This window comes from Pandoraea faecigallinarum, assembly GCF_001029105.3.
Taxonomy (GTDB): Bacteria; Pseudomonadota; Gammaproteobacteria; order Burkholderiales; family Burkholderiaceae; genus Pandoraea; species Pandoraea faecigallinarum.
This window is the reverse complement of record NZ_CP011807.3, coordinates 2,817,521-2,835,649: the sequence shown is the minus strand read 5'-3', so window position 1 is coordinate 2,835,649 and position 18,129 is coordinate 2,817,521. Positions and strand designations below refer to the sequence as shown.

Here is an 18,129-nt window from a genome sequence, read left to right as displayed (position 1 = left end):
GCAAAACGGCTTGACATCAGGGTTTGCGGCTTGTCTAATGGCAAAGCCAGCGGACCTCTCAGATCAATGTCAAGGCGCGTAAAGAGCGCCTCCGCGGCTCAATCGCCTACTATCCTTGCAAGGGGGTTACAGTGAATAAGACGGAACTGATCGATCACATCTCGGAACAGGCAGACATTTCGAAAGCTGCGTCCGGACGAGCACTTGACGCATTCGTAGGGGCAGTAAAGAAAGCGCTGAAGAAGGGTGACGATGTGACGCTGGTTGGCTTTGGGACTTTCTTCGTCAACAAGCGCGCCGCCCGCACGGGCCGCAATCCGCGCACTGGCGAGGCCATCAAGATCAAGGCGGCCAAAGTTCCGAAATTTCGCCCTGGCAAAGATCTCAAAGATAATGTAAACTAACGAGCTTTCCTGCTTCGGCAGGAGGCAGTAAGACAAGACAAAATCAGGAACGGGTGCTTAGCTCAGTTGGTAGAGCGGCGCCCTTACAAGGCGTAGGTCGGGGGTTCGAACCCCTCAGCACCCACCAGTTCCAGATCTTGGGGAGCGGTAGTTCAGTTGGTTAGAATACCGGCCTGTCACGCCGGGGGTCGCGGGTTCGAGCCCCGTCCGCTCCGCCAAATTGTGAAAAGGCGAACTTCGGTTCGCCTTTTTTGCCATATGGCGTCATAAAACGCATCCAGACGACTCTTCCGATTTCGTATGTTCGACTTCATTCGCCGTCATCAACGATTGGTCCTCATCTTCCTGACGGTGTTGATCGTGCCGTCGTTCGTGGTGTTTGGCGTGCATGGCTGGCAGGAGTATGCTTCGGACGCCGGCACGATTGCCAAGGTCGGCGACCAGACCGTGACGCGGCAGGAGTTCGACGGTACGTTGCGTGCGCAAACCGAACGGATGCAGCAGATGTTCGGCGGTGCGGTCGATGCCAGTCAGATCAACACGCCGGAGATGCGCAGCGCTGTGCTGGACAATCTGATTCAGCAAAAGCTGCTCGCGCAGGAAACGCTCAAGAAAAATCTGTCGGTGCCTGACGCGCAGGTGCGCGAAGCCCTGCTGGCCATTCCCGCCATCGCGCAATTGCGCCGTGCCGACGGCTCCATCGATCAGGCGGCTTACGAGCAGCTCCTGTCGGCGCAGAACCTGACGCCGCAGCGCCTCGAAGCGCAAATTCGTTTCCAGTTGGCTTCGAACCAACTGCCGTCGAGTGTTCAGGCCAGCGCAATGCTGCCCAAGACGGTGCTGGAGCGTTTCGCCCAACTGCGTTCGCAACAACGGGAAGTCGCCGCAATCGAATTCCCGCTCTCGGACTACGCTGGCAAGATCGTGCCGACGGAGCAACAGCTCCAGGCGTATTACGACGCGCACAAGGCCGACTTCCAGATACCGGAGTCGGCCGAGATCCAATATGTGGTGCTCGATCCCAAGGCTATGCCGGCATCGGCGCAGGCGGCGCCGAGCGACGACGCATTGCGCAAGATGTACAACGACAATCTGAAGCAATACACGACGCAGGAAGAGCGTCGCGCGTCGCACATTCTGATTGCTTCGCCGGCAGACGCCTCGCCTGCCGATCACGCCAAGGCGAAGGCCAAGGCCGATGCCATCCTCGCGCAGATCAGGAAGAACCCGAGCGACTTTGCCAGGCTGGCCAGTGAAAACTCGGAAGATCCGGGTTCGAAGGCCAACGGTGGCGATCTGGGTTTCTTTGCCCGCGATGCGATGGTCAAACCGTTCGCGGACGCCGCGTTCTCGCTCAAGGCAGAGGGCGACATCAGCGACGTCGTGAAGAGCGACTTCGGGTACCACATCATCAAGCTCACGGGCATCAAGCCGGCGCAGACCAAATCGTTCGACGAAGTGAAGGCGCAACTGGCGGATCAGTATCGTCAGCAGGAAGCGGCAAAGGGCTATGCGAAACTCGCCGACCAGTTCACGAACGCCGTGTATGAGCAGCCGGACAGCCTGCAACCGGTGGCCGACAAGCTGAACCTGAAGTTACAGACAGCGAAGGTCACGCGCACGCCGGATCCCGCACTCGCGCAAAGCCCGCTCGGCAACGAGAAACTGCTCAAGGCCGTGTTCGGTGACGAGGCGCTCAAGAACAAGCGCAACACGGAAGCCGTGGACGTCGGTCAGGGCGTATTGGTGTCGGCGCACGTCGTCACCTACCATCCGGCGGCAACGCCGCCGCTGGCGCAGATCGAAACACAGGTCAGGCAGAAGGCGACCGCTGATCTCGCCGCGGAAGCATCGAAGAAGGCGGGTGAGGCCAAGCTTGACGCGCTCAAGAAGGGTGGCGACGCTGCGTTCGGTGCCGCGCAGACCGTCTCGCGCGACAATCCAGGCAAGCTGGCCCCGGCCGCGGTGACAGCCATTTTCAGTGCCGATACGAGCAAGCTGCCGGCCTACGTCGGTGTGGCGCTGGGCGAAGGACAGGGCTACGCGGTTTATCGCATCAGCAAGGTATCGCAGTCGAGCGCTCAGGATCCGCAGCGTTTGGCCGCCGAAGCGCAGCAGTTGAGCCAGTTGGCAGCGCAGGCGGAGTGGAATGCCTGGCTGGGCGATCTGCGTGCAAGTTCGAAGGTGAAGATCGTGAACGACGTGACCAAGGGGTCGGCGAACTGATGACGGACCGCACGGTTAGCGGTTGACGCGGCGATCAAGGTCAACGATTGAACGCGGGGGTAACCTGCCCCCGGCCAGCGCGAAGCGACTACCGAGTCACAAGAACAAAGGCGGCCAACCCAGTTGGCCGCTCAGATTGCTGACGAACCCCTCGTTTTTCGGAGCGAGGGGTTTTATCTTTTAGGCAAGGGCGAATGGGCAGCGTAAGGGCGCGCACATTGAGAGACAAGCCCTCAGGACGCTCATGAGCCACCGAAACGGGCGCCAGAGGTACGAACGCTCGCCTAAACGCGCCCGTAGGCGCGCCACCAGCATCGCAATTTTCTTGATGTTCTGCGCCGCCGCAGCCAACAAGCACTGCTCGGCCACCTTGCGCAGCCCGCGCATGCGCGCATAGCGATGCCCATGCAGTTGCTTGGCATCGGCAAAGCTGCGTTCCACCGTCTCCTTGCGCCGCGCGTAAATGCGTCGTCCCCACTCGCTCAGCCGCCTCGCGTCCACCCGCTGCTTGGCGCGCTCCCAGACGTGGCGCGTCACCACCTTCACCGCGTTGGCACTGTTCGTGCACTGTGCTCGTACCGGGCAGCACCGGCATATCCGAGCATCGGATTTGTATTCCCGATAGCCGAGCCGGTTAGTCGTGCTGTACGGCAGCGCCTGTCCCTGCGGGCACACGTACTCGTTGCGGTACGCGTCGTACTGGAACTGCCGTTTGTAGAACAGCCCCGGCTTGTGGTTCGGCGTGCGATAGCCCATCACCCCGGCAATCTCCCGCTCCTCCAGCCCCTGGCACACCGCTGGCGTGAAGTAGCCAGCATCCAGCCCCACCGCTTCCACCTTGAACTCAAAGCGCTCGCGCTGTCGATCCAGCCGCTCCAGATACGGCTGGCTGTCGTGCACCGAGGCCGGCGTCACATGCGTATCGGTAATGATCGCGTGCTTGGCGTCCACCGTGCGGTGGTCCAGATAGAAGAAGCCCTTCGGCTTGTCGTCCCGCACCATGTAGCCGCTGTCCGGATCGGTCCGGCTAATCTTGGTGTCCTTGCTCGACGGCGGCTCATCGTCGTCCCGATTCAGCGGCTTCTTGCCATGCGCGGCCCGGTCCGCATCCACTGCCGCATTGAGCTTCTCCAGATAGGCCGCAGGCGTCTGTTCCAGCTTTACCACGTCGAACTTGTTCTTGTTCGCATTGGCCTTCAGGTGCGTGCTGTCGGTGTACAGCACACGGCCATCGACCAGACCACGGCCCATCGCCTGGCGCACGATCTCGTCGAAGATTTCCTGATACACCGTCGTGTCCGTGAAGCGTCGGCGGCGATTCTGCGAGAACGTCGACGCATCCGGCACCTTGTCGGTCAGCCGAAACCGGGCGAACCACCGATAGGCGACGTTGACCTGGACCTCGCGCATCAACTGCCGCTCACTGCGCACCCCAAACAGGTAGCCGATGAACAGCAGCTTGAACATCACCACCGGATCGAGCGCCGGACGACCGTTGTCTGCGCAGTACAGGTGCGCGACCTTTTCGCGGATGAATTCGAAATCCACCGCCGCCTCGATCTGGCGCAGCAGGTGGTCCTTCGGCACGAGTTCCTCGAGCGTCACCATCTCGAGTTCGTGCTGCGTGGGCGTCGGGATCTTTAGCATCCTGCTATTAAAAAACAAAACCCTCGCACTTGGCGAGGGTTTGTCAGCAATCTGGGCGGCCAACCCAGTTGGCCGCTTTTTTTATGCGCCGGGTTTCGAGGCTCGTGCATTCACCGCCTTGGCGGGCGGTTTGCCGGCAGGTTTGAGCAGCGGCTTCACCGTGGGCCAGACATTTTGCAGGATCTGCGGATGTGCCTTGGCGAGCGGGTGAATCTGGTCCTGCTGAAACCAGTCCTGGTGCTCGGCGACACCGGCGAGCAGGAACGGCACATAGCCGGTATTCTCCTGCTTGGCGAGCGTCGAGAACATCGCAAAGAACTGCTCGCTGTAGTCCGGGCCGTAATTCGGTGGGATGCGCATACCGACCACGATCACCTGACTGCCGGCTTTGCGGGAGGCTGCGATCATTTCTCGCAAATTGCTGCGCGTCAGGTCCAGCGGAATACCGCGCAGGGCATCGTTGCCCCCCAGTTCGATGATCGTGACAACCGGGCGATAACGTTCGAGCAGGGGGGCGAGGCGGGCGCGCCCACCGCTGGTGGTGTCGCCACTGATACTCGCGTTGACGACGTTATAATCGAATCCGTTTTGCGTGATCGTCTGCTGCATCAGATTGACCCAGCCGGCGCCGCGCGCAATGCCATACTCCGCCGAGAGGCTGTCGCCCACGACGAGGATCGCCGGTGCGCCAGAACTTGCCGCGTTTGCCGCGGTCCCTGTGAGCAGGCACCCGCCGACGAAGGCCGATACGGCCAATTTCAAGAACCTTCTTCTTGCCATGTCGTTTTCCGAAAACGTTATTGAAGTACGGGGTCTGGGCAAACGGTTGCGCGACGCCACCGGTGAACTGGTCATTTTGCAGGATATCGACTTCTGCGTCGCGAAAGGCCAGAGCGTGGCTATCGTCGGCGCGTCGGGTTCCGGCAAGTCCACGCTGCTCGGGTTGATGGCCGGACTCGACACCGCGACCGACGGCAGCATCACGCTGTTGGGTAGATCGCTGGGCGAGCTCGACGAAGAAGGGCGTGCCGCGTTGCGACGGGGGGCCGTCGGTTTCGTCTTCCAGTCCTTCCAGCTAATGCCGCATCTGACCGCCCTCGAGAATGTGATGTTACCGCTCGAGTTGTTGGGTGAGACACGCGAGGTGCGCAATCGTGCCCTCGGATTACTGGAGCAAGTGGGACTGGGCTCCCGGCTGACGCACTATCCGAAGCAACTTTCCGGTGGCGAGCAGCAGCGCGTGGCACTTGCTCGCGCCTTTGTCACCGAGCCGGCGGTGTTGTTTGCCGACGAGCCGACAGGTAGCCTCGATACGGCGACGGGCGAGCGCGTCATCGATCTGATGTTCTCGCTCAACGAAGCGAGCGGGGCGACGCTGGTGCTCGTAACCCACGATCTCGCCATCGCGCAGCGTTGCGATGCGACCGTGCGCCTCGCGGGCGGGCGCGTGGTAAACGGCGCGGCTGTTTGAGACGAAAAAGGAGAAGCCATCGAGGCTTCTCCTTCCTGGTCTGCGCCGCGACGTCGGCCGAGCCGGTGTCAGCAGCGCTTCTTGAGCGCTTCGCCGGCGATACGGATCAGCGACGCCGTCGAGGCGTCGTGAGCGTCCGGCTTGAGCGAGTCGGGATCGACAAGTTCCGGCTCGATCGCACGGCAAAGCGTCTTGCCCAACTCCACACCCCATTGATCGAACGGATTGATGTTCCAAATGGCGGCCTGAACGAACACTTTGTGTTCGTATAGCGCAATCAGCGCTCCCAGTCGTTCCGGCGTCAACTTGTCGATCACCAGCGTATTGCTCGGACGATTGCCATCGAAGCGACGCTGGGCGGCTAACGGGCCGCCGGCCTGTTCGGGCGTTGCCATCGAACCGCCCTGAAGGAACGCTTCACTTTGCGCGAAGCAGTTCGCCAGCAGCTTGCGGTGATGGTCGAGATAGGCGGGTTCGTCGTATTGCGGCTCGAGCACCGCAATGAAGTCGACCGGCACGAGCGTCGTGCCCTGATGCAGCATCTGGAAATAGGCGTGCTGACCGTTCGTGCCCGGCTCGCCCCAGAGGATCGGGGCGGTCTGCCAGGACACGGGCGAGCCATCGACCTGTACCGACTTGCCGTTGCTTTCCATGTCCAGTTGCTGCAGATACGGCGGAAGTTTTTGCAAAGCGTCCGTATAGGGCGCGACGGAAAGTGTCTGCGCATCGAAGAAGTTGCGATACCAGATGCCCAGCAAGCCGAGCAGCACGGGCATGTTGGCTTCGAGCGGCGCATGCCGGAAGTGCTCGTCCATGGCGTGGGCGCCGGCAAGCATTGCGTCGAAATGCTGTGCTCCCAGATAGAGCATGATGATGAGTCCGACCGAGGACCATAGCGAATAACGGCCGCCGACCCATTCTCCGAACTGGAACACGTTCTCGCCGAGAATCCCAAAGCGTATGGCTTCGTCGACGTTGGTCGATACCGCCACGAAATGCTTGTCGAGACCGCTTTGCGGAACGCCGTTTTCCGTGAGCCACGCGCGAATCGTACGGGCGTTGGTCATGGTCTCGAGCGTGGTGAACGTCTTCGAGCAGACAACGACCAGCGTGGCTTGCGGGTCGAGCGTCGGCAGCGTGCGGGCGAGTTCGGTCGGATCGATGTTCGCGATGAAGTGCGCCGAGAGGTCTTCGCGTCCGTAGACGGCGAGGGCATCGCACACCATGCGCGGGCCCAGATCCGAGCCGCCGATGCCGACGTTGATCAGATGTTTGATGCGCTTGCCGGTGGCGCCGACCCATCGGCCGTCGCGCACGCGCTCGCTGAAGTCGCGCATGCGCGCAAGCGTTTCGCATACGCCGCTGCTGACTTCACCGGCAGTGTCGCGAAATGTCACGCCTTTTGGCGCGCGCAGCGCAATGTGCAACGCGGCGCGATTCTCCGTGACGTTGACATGTTCGCCGGCCCACATGGCGTCGCGTTTGGCAGGCAGTTGGCACTCGCGCGCGAGGTGCGTGAGCAGCGTGCGCGTCTTGTCCGTAATGCGGTTCTTCGAATAATCGAGATACAGGCCAGCGGCGTGAAGGGAGAAATTCTCGACACGCGCGTTGGCGCCCGCACCGGCGAACCAGTCGCGCATATGCTGCGCGGCGATCTCGTCGCGGTGCTCGAGCAAGGTGCGCCAGGCGGGAAGTTGATCCAAACGAACGGATGTCTTGTACGGCATGTGCGGTAGGGCCATTTCGATAAAGCGAAGTATAACGGGAGTCGCCGCGAAATCACGCTGAAATGCGGCGTCGGGCGGTTTGGGCCGGATCGGCCAATGTCGTCAGTTCGTGACGAATGGCGGGCAGAAGTTCAGACGCGGTCAAACCGGCTGGCCCGGCACCCTGCTCGACGCAACGCTCGGCCGCCTTGCCATGCAGCCAGACGGCGGCCAGTGCGGCTTGCGTCGCAGGCATGCCCTGAGCGAGCAGGGCGCCGATGACACCGGTCAACACGTCCCCCGTGCCCGCGGTCGCGAGCCCGGCGTTTCCCGTTGTGTTGATCCACGCGCGCGTGCCGTCGTCGATGATGCTGCCCGAGCCCTTGAGGACGACCGTCGCGCCGAAGCGCATGGCGAGCGCGCGAGCCGACGCCAGGCGGTCGGACTGAATGCGGGCGACATCGCAGCCGGTGAGCCTTGCGGCCTCCAGCGGGTGCGGGGTGAGCACCGTTGGTCCTGCCCGGTGTCGCACGCGCTGCGCGAGCGACGGGTCGGCGGCGAGCAGGTTGAGGCCATCGGCATCGATCACCAGTGGGGTGTCTTCGAGTGCGAGTACGCGCGACAGGCATGCGGCCGAGGCGGCAGACGTTCCGAGTCCGGGGCCGATGGCCACCGCCTGCATCGAAGGGAGATCCAGTCCCTGGGCGTGACGCAGCATCAGTTCGGGATGCATCGGGTCCCATGCCGGCGCGTCAGGAGCGACGAATCCGACGTAGACGCGACCTGCGCCGGTCATCAATCCCGCGCGCGCCGAGAGTATCGGCGCGCCCACCATGCCCTCATGGCCGCCGATCACCGCCAGGCAGCCGTAACTTCCCTTGTGAGACGCGTGATGGCGCTTCGGGAGATGGGCGGCGAATGCGCCGGGCGCGGACGTCGAAAGCAGGCCCGCGCCGGACGCCGCCGGTACGTCTTGCGCGCCGAGGGTGGCCACCAGCACCTGACCGGCCACGTCGCGCCCGATGCCGGTGAACAACCCCGGGCAGGCGCCGAGCATTGCTATCGTGGCGTTGGCGCGAATGACCGGCCCGTCGGCGATGCCCGTTGCGGCGATCAGGCCGCTGGGGATGTCGATGGCAAGCACGGGCGTGCCATGCGCGTGGGCATATGCGATGTTGTCGACGAGCGTTGCGGCGGCGCCTTCGAGCGGGCGCGAGAGTCCGATGCCGAACAGGCCGTCCACGATCCAGGCGTAAGTGCCGGGTTGCGGCCACGTGTGCGGCGCCGGACGCACGGCCACACCGGCAGCGAGCGCCTCGGCCAAGGCCCAGCGCGCGTCGTGAGTGGTGGGCGGTGCGAGTTGCCAGACGTCCACCAGCACGCCGCGCCGATGCAATTCCCGCGCCGCGACATAGGCATCCCCGCCGTTGTTGCCGGGGCCGGCGAGCAGCAGCACCGGTTGTCGTCCCGCACTCGCCAGCGCGGGCAGACGGCCATGGAGCCAATGGGCGACGGCGGTGCCGGCGCGGGACATGAGCGTGTGGGGCGCGAGCCGCGTGGCGGCGGCGCGCTCGGTCCGTCGCAGCGCTTCGGGCAGATGCAGATCGAGCGCGACAGTCGCGCTCGCACAAGCCGACACGCTATCCACGGACGGTGACGATGCCGACGGACGAGCTGGCGGACTGGCGTTGTCGGGGGCGGGCGCACCTTCGGCGCTCAAGGAATCGGACATGACAGGCAGGGCTCCCGGAATCGAGGGCGGTGCGCGCAGTGTCGGGACCGTTCGGCGCCTTCGCGCCCAGAACGCCCATAGTTTGCGTACCGATCCGTGAATTATGCCGCGATAGTGCCGCTATGCCTGCCAGTGCGAATCCCGACAGACTGTCGGTGGTTTCCGACGCGCGTGTGGCATTGCATCATGAGCGAGTATGAGCGAGCACGAGCGCGCGGATTGCCCCGGCAATGGACGTCGCGACGCCATGGGTGCCATCGCAATCCGTCGAAGTTCGTTGAAGTCCGTTGAAGTCCATCGAAATTCCCCGGAATTTGCCGAAAAATCCGTCGGAGACTCGGCTCAGCGATCGTATCGCGCCAGCGTCAGCCCATTCAGATCGATGTCCGGCGTTTGTCCGGAGATGACATCGGCGAGCACGCGTCCCGAGCCGCATGCCATCGCCCAGCCGGTGGAGCCGTGACCGACATTGAGGAAGATGCCCGGCAGGTGCGTCGGGCCGAGCAGCGGCGGACCATCCGGCAGCATCGGGCGCGCACCGACCCACGCCCGTGCCTCACGATACTTCCCGGCCCCCGGGAACCAGTCCGTCGCCACTTTATAGAGCGTTGCGATGGCCCGCTCGCGCAGCACGAGCTGGGTATCGCCCAGTTCGGCGGTGCCGGCAATGCGCAGACGGTTGCCTTGCGGCGTGATGGCCGTCTTGTACGACTCGTCCATGACGGCGATACGCGGGCTGAACAATTCGGTCTTGACCGGCACCGTGATCGAATAGCCCTTGATCGGCCAGAGCGGCAGATCGATGCCCAGCGGGCGCAGCAGGGAGGTGCTGGCAACGCCGGCGGCGATCACCACCGCGTCGGCTTCGAGTGCTGTCGTTTGTCCAGCTTGTCCCGCTTGTCCGGTCTGCGCGCTGCTTGCGAGCTCGGCCGTGACACCGCTGCGCCCCACGTTCGGGCGCACGGACAGCACGGTCGTCTCCGTCATGAGCGTCACGCCGAGCTCACGCGCGATCTGGGCGAGGCGTTTGGTGAACAGCGGGCAGTTGCCGGTCTCGTCGCGAGGCAGATGCAGGCCGCCGGCGAGTTGCGCGTCAATGGAAATCGCGGGTTCGAGCTTGCGGCATTCGTCCGCGGTCAATAGGCGATGCGGCACCTCGTTCTCGGCGAGCATGGCGCGCGCCGGCTCGTTCATCTTGATTTCGCGTTCGGTGCGGAACAGTTGCAGGTAACCTTGCGTGTGTTCGTATTCGAAAATATGGCTTTCGCGCAGTTCGTGCAGGCAACGCTGACTGTAGAACGCCAGACGCTGCATTCGCTCGCGGTTGGCGCGGTAGCGCTCGAGCTTGCACTCGCGCAGCCAGCGCGACGCCCAGCGCCACGTGCCCGCGGACAGGCCTGGCCGGAAAATGAGCGGACTGGCGGCGCTGAACATGTAGCCCAGCAACTTGCGCGGCATGCCGGGCGCCGCCCAGGGCGTGACATACCCGGGCGCGATGACGCCTGCATTGCCGAAGCTGCTTTCCTGCGCAACCGTGCTATTGCGCTCGACGAGCGTGACCGTGTGCCCCGCAGCGGCCAGATAGTAGGCAGTACAAGTGCCAATGACCCCGCCGCCGATAACGATGACCTTCATTCCCAACCGTCTGGTGTGTGGCGAACGCCCGTTCGTTCGCTTGTTAGTGTCGTTCTGTGACGTGCCGCATGCCTGGTTAAGCGGCACAAACCGCCCAAACCGCCATATTGCGGTGGATTCCGGCCGGATTCGCGTGAACCCTGGTTTCGCGGACCGGATGGATACGGGGCGCATAGGTTACCAGAGAGACGCCCTCACAGGGCGGGACACCCCTCAGAATGCCCGCTTCACACTCGGGTATAACCCGGGGTAAGCAGGGTATAATCCCGGTTTGTCGTTCCCCCGCGTTTTGAACGCCTCGCCTTCCGTCCTTCCATGACTCACATTGCCTGCTTCGCCGGCGCCTTGGCGCTTTCCGAATTCCGCCAGCAACGTCTTTTGCAGACCCTGCAAGCCATCGACAGTTCGATCGTGCGCATCGATGCCCGCTACGTGCACCTCGTGGCCAGCGCCGAAGCGCTGTCGAACGAAGACGTGGCCCGTGTCGCGGGTCTGCTCACTTACGGCGAACCGGTGCGCGAAGAGCCGGTCGGCGATCAATTGCTGGTGATTCCGCGTCTGGGCACGATTTCGCCATGGGCCAGCAAGGCCACCGATATCGCGCGCAACTGCGGCATCGATCACGTGCGCCGTATCGAGCGTGCCGTCGAGTACACGATCGGTGTGAAGTCGGGACTGCTGGGCGGCAAGAAGTCGCTCCCGGCCGATGTCCTCGCCCGCGTGGCCGCGGTGCTGCATGACCGCATGACCGAGACGGTCGTCGCCACGCGCAAGGATGCCGAAGCCCTGTTCGTCGAACTGCCGGCCAAGCCGTTGCAGACGGTGGACGTGATCGGTGCAGGCCGCGGCGCGCTCGAGTCGGCCAATCGCGATCTGGGGCTGGCGCTCGCCGAAGACGAAATCGATTACCTTGTCGACGCCTTCACGAGCCTGAAGCGCAATCCGACGGACGTCGAACTGATGATGTTCGCGCAGGCCAACAGCGAGCATTGCCGCCACAAGATTTTCAATGCCAACTGGACCATCGACGCTCAGGTACAGGACAAGTCGCTGTTCCAGATGATCAAGAACACGCACCAGTTGCACCCGCAGGGCACGGTGGTTGCATATTCGGACAACGCTTCGGTGATGGAAGGCGCCGAAGTCGAGCGCTGGTATCCGCGCGGTGCCGATGGCAAGTACGGCCGCAGCGTCGAGTTGACGCATACGCTGATGAAAGTCGAGACGCACAACCACCCGACGGCCATTTCGCCGTTCCCGGGCGCTTCGACCGGCGCGGGCGGCGAGATTCGCGACGAAGGCGCGACCGGCCGCGGCTCCACGCCGAAGTCGGGCCTGACGGGCTTCACTGTCTCGAATCTGGCCCTGCCGGACGCACGCGAATCGTGGGAAAACGATCTCGACGTCGCCGTGCCGCCGTCGCTGCGCAAGCCCGGCGATACCGGTGCCGACTACGGCCGCCCGGAGCGCATCGCGTCGCCGCTGCAAATCATGATCGACGGGCCGCTCGGTGGCGCGGCGTTCAACAACGAATTCGGCCGGCCCAATCTGGGCGGCTACTTCCGCACCTACGAACAGAACGTGGGCGGTCGCGTGCGCGGCTATCACAAGCCGATCATGATCGCCGGCGGCATGGGCAACATCGCGGCACAACACACGCACAAGCACGACTTGCCGGCCGGCACGCTGCTCATTCAGATCGGCGGCCCGGGCATGCGCATCGGCATGGGCGGCGGCGCCGCCAGCTCGATGGCTACCGGTACCAACACGGCCGAACTGGACTTCGATTCGGTCCAGCGCGGTAACCCCGAAATCGAGCGGCGCGCGCAGGAAGTGATCAACTGGTGCTGGCGCCAGGGTGAAGCCAACCCCATCCTGTCGATTCACGACGTGGGCGCGGGCGGTATCTCGAATGCGTTTCCCGAACTGGTCGACGGTGCGGGCAAGGGCGCGCGCTTCGATCTGCGTCAGGTCCAGTTGGAAGAGTCGGGCATGTCGCCTGCGGAAATCTGGAGCAACGAGGCGCAGGAGCGCTACGTGCTTGCCATCGCACCGGACAGCTTCCCGGCGTTCCAGGAAATTTGCCAACGTGAGCGTTGTCCGGTGGCCGTCGTTGGCATCGCCACGGACGAGCGTCAATTGAAGCTCGTCGACCCGATGCATCCGGAATCGCCGGACCCGGTCGACATGCCGATGGACGTGCTGCTCGGCAAGCCGCCGCGCATGCATCGCGACGTCAAGCGCGTGAAGCAGCAACTGCCGCCGGTGGACGTCACGGGGCTTTCGCTCGATGAGGTCGCGCGCGCCGTGCTGCGTCACCCGACGGTCGCGAGCAAGTCGTTTCTGATTACCATTGGCGACCGCACGGTGGGGGGCCTGACCGCACGCGACCAGATGGTCGGCCCGTGGCAGGTGCCCGTCGCCGACTGCGCCATTTCGCTGATGGATTACGCCGGCTATCGCGGCGAAGCGATGACGATGGGCGAGCGCACCCCGCTGGCGGTGATCGACGCGCCGGCGTCGGGGCGCATGGCCGTTGGCGAAGCCATTACCAACATTGCAGCGGCGCCGATTGCGTCGCTCGACCGGATCAAGCTGTCGGCCAACTGGATGGCGGCCTGCGGCACGGAGGGCGAAGACGCGGCGCTGTTCGACACGGTCAAGGCCGTCGGCATGGAACTGTGCCCGGCGCTGGGTTTGTCGATTCCGGTGGGCAAGGATTCGCTGTCGATGCGCACCAAATGGAATGACGCGGGTCGCGCCAAGGATGTGGTCGCGCCGGTCTCGCTGATCGTGTCGGCGTTTGCGCCGGTCGAAGATGTTCGCCGGCACCTCACGCCGCAACTGCGCTCGGTCGCCGACGCCGGCGAGACGGTGCTGATCGCCATCGACCTCGGACACAACAAGAATCGTCTGGGCGGCAGCATCCTCGCGCAAGTGACGCAGCAGGTCGGTGACGTCACGCCGGATCTGGATGACCCGGCCGACCTCCAGCGATTCTTCGATGTGATCCAGAAGCTCAATCGCGAAGGCAAGCTGCTGGCGTATCACGATCGTTCGGACGGCGGTCTGTTCGCCACGGTCGCGGAAATGGCGTTCGCCGGGCACGTCGGTGTGTCGATCAACGTCGATATGCTCACGCTCGACGACGGCTTCGAATCCGATTATGGCGATGCCAAGGACTGGGCGAAGCAGACGGTGGGCCGTCGCGAAGACAAGACGCTGCGTGCGCTTTTTTCGGAAGAACTCGGTGGTGTGATTCAGGTGCGCGCCTCGGAGCGCGACGCCGTGTTGCAGACGCTGCGCGAAGCCGGTCTGTCGTCGGTGACGAACGTGATCGGCAAGCCGAACACGACCGACGTCATCGAAATTTACCGCGACGCCAAGAAGATTTTCGGCGCTTCGCGTGCCGAACTGCAACGCGTCTGGTCGGAAGTGAGCTGGCGCATTGCACGTCTGCGAGACAACCCGGCGGCCGCCGATGCCGAATACGAAGCCCTGAACGACACCAGCGATCCGGGCCTGTCGCCGAAGCTGACGTTCGACGCGAATGAAGATGTCGCGGCGCCGTTCATCGCAACGGGCGTGCGCCCGAAGGTGGCGATCCTGCGCGAACAGGGCGTGAACTCGCATCTCGAAATGGCCTACGTGCTCGACAAGGCTGGTTTCGATGCGTACGACGTGCACATGAGCGACCTGCTCGCGGGCCGTCACTCGCTCGAGGTGTTCAAGGGCTTCGTCGCCTGCGGTGGCTTCTCTTACGGCGACACGCTGGGCGCAGGCGAGGGCTGGGCGAAGACGATCCTGTTCAACCCGTCGCTGGCCGAGCAGTTTGCCGGTTTCTTCAACCGTGCCGACACGTTCGCGCTGGGCGTCTGCAATGGTTGCCAGATGATGAGCAACCTGTCGAATCTGATTCCGGGCGCCGCTGCGTGGCCGAAGTTCACGTACAACCAATCGAAATACGAAGCCCGCTTGACGCAGGTGGAAGTCCTGGAGTCACCGTCGCTGTTCTTCATGGACATGGCAGGTTCGCAGTTGCCGATCGTGATTGCGCACGGCGAGGGTTTTGCCAACTTCGGTCAGCAGGGCAACATCGATCAGGCGATTGCGGCGATGCGCTTTGTCGACCATCGCGGTCAGCCGACGGAGCAATACCCATTCAACCCGAACGGTTCGCCGCGCGGCCTGACGGCCGTGACCACCGGTGATGGCCGTTTCACGGTGATGATGCCGCACCCCGAGCGCGTGTTCCGCACGGTCCAGATGAGCTGGGCACCGGCGCAGTGGGGTGAGGACAGTCCGTGGATGCGTATGTTCCGCAACGCCCGCCGCTGGGTGGCCTGATGGCCTGATCGGCGGCGCGGGATGAGGCTTCGCGAAAGTGGCGAGCCTGTCCCGCAAACGTTGCAACGAATGAACCGCTTGCCCTGTTGAGGGGCAAGCGGTTTTTCGTTTTTGGCACCTCGACCTGTCAGGGTTGACAGTTGTTCGCCGCGAATCGCACGTGGCCCAATGAGCGCGGTGCGATCGAGGGCGAGGTGTTGCCATGATGGTTTCGTTATTTCGGCATGTCGCGACTCCGGGCGGCGCCAGCGGCTGGCGGGCTGCGTTATCGATCTGTCTCGCGCTGGCGGGGGGCGGAGGTGGCGCAAGTGGTCGTTCGCGGGGGCAACGAGTTCTCACACCGTTCAGGTCCGGTGGGCTGGCGTGGTGGTGCGTGATACGGAGCGTCAGAGTGTCGTGCCGGGACGGGCCAACGTGTTCGACATACCGGCGGCCTGGATCAGCGAGAACACAGGCCGGAAGGTGGCGGTGAATTACGCGGTGGGCACCACCTCCGGCGCACGTTTTCAGTTCTCGAAGGTGCTGCGCATAGCGTTTTGAGGCTTCGGAAAACGAAAATCCCACCATCTGGCGGGATTCTCGTTTCGATACAGCGCGCGCAACGCTTACTGAATCTTGGCCTTCTTTTCGAGACCGTCGATGAAGCCTTGCAACTTCTCCTCCTGCATTTGCTGCATCAACTGCGGCTTGACGTCGGACAACGGCGGGATCTGCGCGTCGCGTACATCGTCAAGTTCGAGGACGTGGTAGCCGAACTGCGTCTTGACCGGCGTTTGCGAATACTGGCCCTTTTGCAGTTTTTGGAGGGCGTCGGCGAACTCGGGCACATAGGCGTTGGCCGGTGACCAGTCGAGATCGCCGCCATTTTGGGCCGAGCCCGGATCTTTCGAATACTGCTTGGCGAGGTCGGCAAACTTTGCGCCGCCCTTGAGCTTCGCAATGATGTCCTTGGCCGTGTCTTCGCTCGGCACCAGAATGTGACGGGCGTGATATTCCTTGTCGCCGAACTGTTTCTTCAACTGGTCGTAACGTGCCTGCAATTCGGCGTCGGACACCGGCGAAGTCTTCTGGAAATCGGCAATCAGGGCGCGAATCAGGACACCTTGTTCGGCGAGCTTGATCTGCTGCTTGACGGCCGGATCCGAGGCCAGGCCCTTGCTGATCGCGGCTTGCGCGAGCACTTCGCGCTTGACCAGTTCTTCGCGCACCTGTTGTTGCAGTTGCGGCGAGTTCGGCTGGCCCTGACGCACCATTTCACGCACCATGGCGTCGGCGCGTGCCACAGGCACCGGCGTACCGTTCACGACGGCGACATTCTGGGCAAGGGCGGGGAGAGAGACGGCGGTCAGCGACACGGCGGCGCCGAGCGCCAATGCCGTGCGGGCGAGTTTCAATGCCATGCTGTTTTTCCTAACGAATGACGAAGGCAAGGTTAATCGACGGGGGACGCGTCGCATGCAGTCACGCTTCGCCAGGGGCGAGCGCAACGATGGCGAGGGCGTGAATGCCGTTCTGCATCAAATCGGCTAGCGCATCATACACCAGGCGGTGACGCGCAACGCGGTTACGTCCGGTAAATGCCGCGGAGACGATGCGCACGTTGTAGTGACCGCCCGACGCGGCACCGGCATGACCGGCGTGGCGCGCACTGTCGTTCTCGAGCGAGAATTCGAGCGGGGAGAGCGCGGCGTTCAGTCGCGCTTCGATTTGCTGTTCCATGGTCATGGCGATAGCTTCCTGACGAACGACGGACGGTCGTTACTCGTCCTGCTTGATGTATTTCGCGAGCCACAGGCTCTGCGCGACGATGAACACGACCATGAGGCCCATGCCGCCGAAGAGCTTGAAATTAACCCAGGCATCGGTGGAGAAGTGATAGGCGATGATCAGATTGAGCGCGCCCATCGCAAGGAAAAAGAACGCCCAACTGAAGTTCACGGCACGCCACAGGTTCTCGGGCAGCGCCATCTGCTTTTCCATCATCGCGCGAATCAGGTTCTTGCCGAACATCAGTTCCGCAACGAACAGGGTCACGCCGAAGAGCCAGTACAACGCCGTGGGCTTCCACTTGATGAAGGTCTCGTCGTGCAGCAGCATGGTCGCGCCTCCGAATACCACGATGATTGCCAGGCTGACCCATTGCATGGGCTCGATCTTGCGATGACGCAGCCACATCCAGATGACCTGCGCAATCGTCGTGACGATCGCAATGCCGGTCGCGACGTAGATGCCGGCGAATTTGAAGGCGACGAAAAACAGGATGACCGGGAACAGGTCGAAGAGAAATTTCATGAAGTCTCGGCTTGGGGGCTTCGGGGGATTTCTGCACATCCAGGCGATACGCCAGGGGGCAAACCCGCATTATATTTCAAAGGCCCGGCCCGCGAATGGGCGACGGTCCGAAAGCCGAGATTGCGGCGCCCGCGCGACGGCGGGCGGCGAGCATGGCAACGATGCAACGGTCGATTCGTTACTTGCGGTCCACGAACTCGATCTTCTTCACCTCGATGTCGTTGGGCTTCAGACGATGGACATCCACTTCGCCCCAGATCCGGACGAGCGTGTCGGGGGTAATTTCGCGTCCGGTCGGAATGTACTTGTCGTCGATGTCCACGACGATGGTTTTGCCAGCGGCGTCGCGGAACGTGTAATGCTCGTGCTTGCTTTCCTTTTGAACGATGTGGCCCTCGATGACGGCTTCGAGGTCGTGCTTCGCGGCCAGCGCCTGTTCGACGGTCACGGCACGCGGCATGACGGCCGGGGCGACGACGCCGCCGCCCGTGGCGCCCCCGGCGCCGGCCTGCGGCACGTTGATTTGCGCCTGCGCGGGGGCGCTCAGCATGACGCCGGCGGCGATCAGAGAGCCCGCGAGGGCAAGCGTGAGACGACGTTCGGATTTCTTGGACATGACGAGGGCTCCCAGTAAAAGTCAGGTGGACGCAAGCCTAAAGCCAAAAAACG

The 18,129-nt window shown here is 63.2% G+C and carries 14 protein-coding genes and 2 tRNA genes; 7 read left to right on the top strand and 9 right to left on the bottom strand.

Translation table 11 applies throughout. The features are described 5' to 3' along the window. Positions 1-131 precede the first annotated feature (131 nt). The 4 genes from AB870_RS12385 to AB870_RS12370 all read left to right on the top strand — a co-directional run bounded on the left by AB870_RS12385 (position 132) and on the right by AB870_RS12370 (position 2,630). The gene (locus AB870_RS12385) at positions 132-404 is read left to right on the top strand and encodes an HU family DNA-binding protein (protein ID WP_047904954.1); all 273 of its coding nucleotides are present in this window, start codon (positions 132-134) and stop codon (positions 402-404) included. Positions 405-455: 51 nt separating this feature from the next. Next, positions 456-531: transfer RNA gene (locus AB870_RS12380), tRNA-Val, on the top strand. Between the two features lie 14 nt (positions 532-545). Continuing rightward, positions 546-622, top strand: a tRNA-Asp gene (locus tag AB870_RS12375). 82 nt (positions 623-704) lie between these two features. Continuing rightward, the gene (locus AB870_RS12370; protein WP_047904953.1) at positions 705-2,630 is read left to right on the top strand and encodes a SurA N-terminal domain-containing protein; all 1,926 of its coding nucleotides are present in this window, start codon (positions 705-707) and stop codon (positions 2,628-2,630) included. A 180-nt stretch (positions 2,631-2,810) separates the two neighbouring features. Here AB870_RS12370 and AB870_RS12365 read toward each other — a convergent pair whose 3' ends face one another. Beyond that, complete coding sequence (locus AB870_RS12365; RefSeq protein WP_053059343.1) at positions 2,811-4,277, bottom strand: IS1182 family transposase; 1,467 nt, start codon at positions 4,275-4,277, stop codon at positions 2,811-2,813. An 81-nt stretch (positions 4,278-4,358) separates the two neighbouring features. After that, positions 4,359-5,057 (bottom strand): arylesterase, encoded by a 699-nt coding sequence (locus tag AB870_RS12360; RefSeq protein ID WP_047904951.1) that lies wholly within the window; start codon positions 5,055-5,057, stop codon positions 4,359-4,361. Between AB870_RS12360 and AB870_RS12355 the strand changes: the two genes are divergently transcribed. After that, entirely contained in the window at positions 5,056-5,748 is a 693-nt protein-coding gene (locus AB870_RS12355) for an ABC transporter ATP-binding protein (protein WP_047904950.1), read from the top strand. The two genes, AB870_RS12360 and AB870_RS12355, sit on opposite strands and share 2 nt — an antisense overlap. A gap of 68 nt (positions 5,749-5,816) precedes the next feature. Here the strand turns inward: AB870_RS12355 and pgi are convergent, their stop codons facing one another. The 3 genes from pgi to AB870_RS12340 form a co-directional block, all read right to left on the bottom strand. Beyond that, positions 5,817-7,475, bottom strand: a complete 1,659-nt coding sequence (gene pgi, locus AB870_RS12350; protein ID WP_047904949.1) for a glucose-6-phosphate isomerase — start codon at positions 7,473-7,475, stop codon at positions 5,817-5,819. A 52-nt stretch (positions 7,476-7,527) separates the two neighbouring features. Beyond that, positions 7,528-9,186, bottom strand: coding sequence for an NAD(P)H-hydrate dehydratase (locus AB870_RS12345; RefSeq protein WP_084663649.1), 1,659 nt, complete (start codon positions 9,184-9,186; stop codon positions 7,528-7,530). Positions 9,187-9,528: 342 nt separating this feature from the next. Then, a complete protein-coding gene (locus AB870_RS12340) occupies positions 9,529-10,821 on the bottom strand; it encodes a D-amino acid dehydrogenase (RefSeq protein WP_047904947.1) in 1,293 nt (430 codons plus the stop codon). 315 nt (positions 10,822-11,136) lie between these two features. Between AB870_RS12340 and purL the strand changes: the two genes are divergently transcribed. Then, on the top strand, positions 11,137-15,168 hold the full coding sequence (gene purL / locus AB870_RS12335) for a phosphoribosylformylglycinamidine synthase (RefSeq protein ID WP_047904946.1): 4,032 nt from the start codon (positions 11,137-11,139) through the stop codon (positions 15,166-15,168). 363 nt (positions 15,169-15,531) lie between these two features. Next, positions 15,532-15,708: a hypothetical protein gene (locus AB870_RS26365; RefSeq protein ID WP_157112306.1), complete on the top strand. Its 177-nt coding sequence runs from the start codon at positions 15,532-15,534 to the stop codon at positions 15,706-15,708. Between the two features lie 65 nt (positions 15,709-15,773). Here AB870_RS26365 and AB870_RS12330 read toward each other — a convergent pair whose 3' ends face one another. The 4 genes from AB870_RS12330 to AB870_RS12315 form a co-directional block, all read right to left on the bottom strand. Next, a complete protein-coding gene (locus AB870_RS12330; RefSeq protein WP_047904945.1) occupies positions 15,774-16,568 on the bottom strand; it encodes a peptidylprolyl isomerase in 795 nt (264 codons plus the stop codon). 61 nt (positions 16,569-16,629) lie between these two features. Beyond that, a complete protein-coding gene (locus AB870_RS12325) occupies positions 16,630-16,893 on the bottom strand; it encodes a BolA family protein (protein WP_047904944.1) in 264 nt (87 codons plus the stop codon). 33 nt (positions 16,894-16,926) lie between these two features. Beyond that, on the bottom strand, positions 16,927-17,460 hold the full coding sequence (locus tag AB870_RS12320) for a septation protein A (RefSeq protein WP_047904943.1): 534 nt from the start codon (positions 17,458-17,460) through the stop codon (positions 16,927-16,929). Between the two features lie 178 nt (positions 17,461-17,638). After that, complete coding sequence (locus tag AB870_RS12315) at positions 17,639-18,076, bottom strand: YgiW/YdeI family stress tolerance OB fold protein (RefSeq protein WP_047904942.1); 438 nt, start codon at positions 18,074-18,076, stop codon at positions 17,639-17,641. Between the last annotated feature and the right edge of the window lie 53 nt (positions 18,077-18,129).

Coding starts and splice junctions, on each gene's coding strand:
- AB870_RS12370 (WP_047904953.1), top strand. CDS start 705: ATGTTCGACTTCATTCGCCGTCATCAACGATTGGTCCTCATCTTCCTG.
- AB870_RS12365 (WP_053059343.1), bottom strand. CDS start 4,277: ATGCTAAAGATCCCGACGCCCACGCAGCACGAACTCGAGATGGTGACG.
- AB870_RS12355 (WP_047904950.1), top strand. CDS start 5,056: ATGTCGTTTTCCGAAAACGTTATTGAAGTACGGGGTCTGGGCAAACGG.
- AB870_RS12360 (WP_047904951.1), bottom strand. CDS start 5,057: ATGGCAAGAAGAAGGTTCTTGAAATTGGCCGTATCGGCCTTCGTCGGC.
- pgi (WP_047904949.1), bottom strand. CDS start 7,475: ATGCCGTACAAGACATCCGTTCGTTTGGATCAACTTCCCGCCTGGCGC.
- AB870_RS12345 (WP_084663649.1), bottom strand. CDS start 9,186: ATGTCCGATTCCTTGAGCGCCGAAGGTGCGCCCGCCCCCGACAACGCC.
- AB870_RS12340 (WP_047904947.1), bottom strand. CDS start 10,821: ATGAAGGTCATCGTTATCGGCGGCGGGGTCATTGGCACTTGTACTGCC.
- purL (WP_047904946.1), top strand. CDS start 11,137: ATGACTCACATTGCCTGCTTCGCCGGCGCCTTGGCGCTTTCCGAATTC.
- AB870_RS12330 (WP_047904945.1), bottom strand. CDS start 16,568: ATGGCATTGAAACTCGCCCGCACGGCATTGGCGCTCGGCGCCGCCGTG.
- AB870_RS12325 (WP_047904944.1), bottom strand. CDS start 16,893: ATGACCATGGAACAGCAAATCGAAGCGCGACTGAACGCCGCGCTCTCC.
- AB870_RS12320 (WP_047904943.1), bottom strand. CDS start 17,460: ATGAAATTTCTCTTCGACCTGTTCCCGGTCATCCTGTTTTTCGTCGCC.
- AB870_RS12315 (WP_047904942.1), bottom strand. CDS start 18,076: ATGTCCAAGAAATCCGAACGTCGTCTCACGCTTGCCCTCGCGGGCTCT.